Origin of the sequence: Campylobacter sp. RM19072 (genome assembly GCF_024723485.1) — a bacterium.
In the GTDB taxonomy this organism is placed as follows: domain Bacteria; phylum Campylobacterota; class Campylobacteria; order Campylobacterales; family Campylobacteraceae; genus Campylobacter; species Campylobacter porcelli.
This window is the reverse complement of sequence record NZ_JANQCU010000032.1, coordinates 1-4056: the sequence shown is the minus strand read 5'-3', so window position 1 is coordinate 4056 and position 4056 is coordinate 1. Positions and strand designations below refer to the sequence as shown.

The 4056-nt window shown below is 35.0% G+C and carries 3 protein-coding genes and 1 pseudogene; all 4 read left to right on the top strand.

The features are described 5' to 3' along the window. Positions 1-70 precede the first annotated feature (70 nt). Positions 71-856 (top strand): annotated as a pseudogene (locus CSUIS19072_RS08570) (PDC sensor domain-containing protein); the annotation flags it as partial. Between the two features lie 66 nt (positions 857-922). Beyond that, positions 923-2035: a methyl-accepting chemotaxis protein gene (locus CSUIS19072_RS08565; RefSeq protein WP_442863298.1), complete on the top strand. Its 1113-nt coding sequence runs from the start codon at positions 923-925 to the stop codon at positions 2033-2035. Between the two features lie 105 nt (positions 2036-2140). Further along, positions 2141-2698, top strand: a complete 558-nt coding sequence (locus CSUIS19072_RS08225; RefSeq protein WP_086293532.1) for a c-type cytochrome — start codon at positions 2141-2143, stop codon at positions 2696-2698. Positions 2699-2718: 20 nt separating this feature from the next. Then, positions 2719-3837 (top strand): ABC transporter substrate-binding protein, encoded by a 1119-nt coding sequence (locus CSUIS19072_RS08220; protein WP_086293538.1) that lies wholly within the window; start codon positions 2719-2721, stop codon positions 3835-3837. Positions 3838-4056 lie beyond the last annotated feature (219 nt).

Below are 4056 nucleotides of genomic sequence, written 5' to 3'. Positions count from 1 at the left end.
AAAAAAAGTTTGTCGCAAAGACTAGCTTTACTAGTCTGCGAAGTAAAAATATAAAATAAAAAGGTAAAAAATGCAAAATACGCAAAAATGTAAGGTAAGTCTAAGCCTGAAGGTATCAGCAAGCGTTATAGTTGCTTGTTTGGTTGGATTGATTGTTTTTGGTGTGGTGGTGATTTCATTTTTAACTATTCAGAAAGAAGATGGTAGCTTGATGGAGTATCAGACAAATTTACAAAGTGTGAATTCTTTGCTTGATTCATATATAGGAGAGAAACAAGCGATTGTAAATTCTCTTAGAGATAGCATAGCTAATAATATCGATGATGAGAATAAGATAGCTGATTATCTAGCTTTGAGCGAGAGACTAGGTAGCTTTAATCTACTATATTTTGGCAAGGAAGATAATGGTCGTATGCTAAGGAGCAATGGCAATCATGTCTATCCATCAAGCGGCTATGACCCAAGGAGTAGGGACTGGTATAAACTAGCTAAAGCGTCAAATAAAGATATGGTCTTAGGCACGGCATGGATGCAAGCGAGTAAGAAAATTCCGGTATTTGGGTTTAGTGCACCTATTAGTAATCAAGGTAGATTAGTAGGAGTAGTATCTGGGGATATAGCTTTAGGGCCTTTGAATTTATATCTAGATAATATACAAAATAGGGCTAGTTACACTATAGCGGCTATAGACCCTGCTAATAATATCGTAATTAGCAAGGATAAAGAGCAGTTATTTAAACAAAATGAGCTATCTAAAATATTATCAAATATCAGTAGCGATGCGAAAGGCTTTTTTGAATTTACTCAAAATGGGGTTGATAAATTGGCTCTTTGTGGGATAAATGAGATAAGTGGGTGGAAGGTATGCTTAATCAATGATAAAAGCTCCATATTTTCAGCAGTTAAAGATACCACAACTCTTATGGTTGTATCGCTACTTATATTTGCTTTGATACTTGCTGTAGCTACATTTTTAATAGTAAAGAGTATAACTAGACCGGTAGTAAAGATCAAAGATGCGTTATTAAATTTTTTTGATTATTTAAATCATAAAAAGACAAGTATTGAGCCACTTAGATTAAATACTAGCGATGAGCTTGGCTTGATAGCTGGTGCATTCAATGACAATGTAAGGTCGATAGCAAGGGATATACAAAAAGATGATGAGCTGATAAAAAAGACATCTGAAGCTCTAGATATGGCTAAAATGGGGGATTTTGGCAGTGATTTTGAAGTAAATGGGGCAAATAATAGAGTTAATGAACTAGCTAACCATTTAAAAGAGACTTTAAAAGAGCTTGATAAGAGCTTTATAGATATAGCTGCAGCCTTGGATACATATGTCAAAGATGATTTTACGCATACTATAGTAAATGAGAACGCTCAAGGGCAGTTTAAAAAGACAAATGATAATTTAAATAAGCTTGGCTTATACATTAAAGAGATGTTAAAAAGCTCTAATAAAATCGCTCTAACCCTAAAAGAGAAAACAGAGGAGCTAGAAGAGGTTTTAAAGGTCTTAAAAGAGTCTCAAAGAACGCAAAATTCAGCCTTTAATAAAACTTCAAACGAGATAAATATAATAAATGAAAGCATCACTCAAATAGATATAAAAGCTGGAGAGTTAATCAAACAAAGCGAGGATACAAAGGAAATTTTAAATATAATTGGGGATATTGCTGAGCAGACTAATCTACTAGCTTTAAATGCGGCTATTGAAGCTGCTAGGGCTGGAGAGCATGGTAGGGGATTTGCCGTGGTGGCAGATGAGGTAAGAAATCTAGCTGAAAAAACGCAAAAAAGCCTTGGCGAGATAGAGGCAAATACTAATCTATTAATCCAAAGCGTTACAGATGTATCAAGCTCAATTAGCCAACAAACTGAAATTATAAATGATATTAATAGTAGCATATCGCAAATGCAAGAGCTAACAGAGAGTAATAGCCTAAATGTATCTAAGTGTGCTAATATCTCAAAAGAGGTGGCAAATCTATCTAGAGATATGCTAAATGAGAGTAGCAGTAAGAAATTTTAAATTTTTCTAAAGTCAAATTTAGATAGAATTTTGCGTTTTTGTAGTAATGATTTATGGGCTACTTTAACGCATAAGATGGGATTATGGTATAAAAAAGGAATTTAAATGAAAATAGCAAAATTGGCTATATCGCTACTTGTGGTATCAAATTTGGTCGCAAATGATAGCTATATAATAGAAGCTGATGGGGAATTTGGCAAGGAGCTTAAATCTTTAGTAGAAAAACACGCTAAAGATAATAATATAAGTGTGAAAGTATATGAAAAATCAAATTCATCAGATGATGATGAGAGTGGTAGATTTCTAAATATCGGCATTGATAAAAATGCAAATTATAATGGCACTAAAGGAAAAGAGCTATATGAGAAAAACTGTAAATCTTGCCACGGAGAAAATGGAACTAAAAAGGCTATGGGGGTATCTCAAAGGCTAAGTGATATGAGTGGCGATGATATAGCTGATTCTATGGCTGGATATAGGGGAGATGTGCAGTTTGGTGGGCGTTTAAAATATCTTATGGCACCAATTGCTACTAGAATGAGCTTAAAGGATTTGGGGCATATTATAGCCTATCTTAAAGGGGATAACGCTTTTGTTATAGATGATGATGAGAGTAATGAGATTAGGACTACCCCAACTAAACAAGGTAGCTATCTAGAGTAAATTTAATATAAAGGATTAAAATGAAAAAATTTTCACTAATTGCGCTAGCTGCTGCGATGGCTATTAGCTCAGTTGCGGCTAAAGAGATTAAAATTGGCGTTATTATGCCTATTACTGGTGCAGTAGCCGCTTACGGACAGACTGCGTGGGCTGGGATTAAACTAGCTAATGAGTTAGAGCCAACTCTAAAAAATGGGGATAAAGTTAGCTTGATATTAGTAGATAATAAAGGCGACAAGGTAGAGACCGCCACAGCTACTACAAGGCTAGTAAGTGAAGATAAGGTAAGTGGATTAATCGGAGCTATGGTAACTGGCAATACTCAACAAGTATTACAAATCGCAGATGAGAAAAAAGTCCCGATGATAGCTCCAGCAGCCACAGCTGATAAGCTCTTAGATCGTGCTAAATATGGTGCTAGAGTTACATTTATGGATTCATTTCAAGGGACAAGCTTTGCTTCGTGGGCGATATCTAAAGAGATGAAAAGTGCGGTGCTAGTAATAGACCAATCCACTTCATACTCAATCGGTCTAGCTAGAGCGTTTAAGAAAGAATTCGAAAATCAAGGTGGCAAACTACTAAAAGAGCTAAAAATCAGTAGCGGAGATAAGGATTTTAAAGCCATAGTATCACAGATTAATAGCTTAAATCCTGATTTGGTATATATGCCATTTTATCATCCTGAGGCTGCGCTATTGGTGCGTCAAGCTAGACAAATAGGGGTAAAAGCTCAATTTGCCAGTGGCGATGGAGTAAGCAACGATACATTTATAGAGTTAGCTGGAGATGCATCTAATGGATATTTATATACAGATGCCTTTGATAGCTCAAATCCCCCAACGGCTAAATCAAAAGCTTTTGTAGAAGCATACACTAAAAAAAGTGGCGAGTCTAATGTGCCTGGATTTACCGCTCTTGGAGCTGACTCATACTATTTAATGATAGATGCGATGAATCGTTGTGCTGATGCGACTGATAGGGAGTGCATTAATAAAGAGATTAAAAATAGTAAAAACTTTGAGGGCGTTTCAGGTATTATAAATATCGATAAAAAAGGCAACGCAGAGCGTTCTATTGTAATTAAAGAGATTATCAACGCTAAGGCTGTCTATAAAGATACTGTAAATCCTAAATAAATTTATATTATTATTATATTTTTGTGGCTTTTGTTGGTAGCTAAGCAAAAGCCATCATTGTAAATGAAGTAAAGCAATATAAAGCGTGATAGTCAAACGATACTAACTATCGTTTGACGGCACTACAAAATATAAAAGTGAAGCTACCTTCCCCCACTTTTTTACATTCCAAATTTATAATAAAAATTTTTAAAAAATTTAAATTTTTCTTTTAAGGGG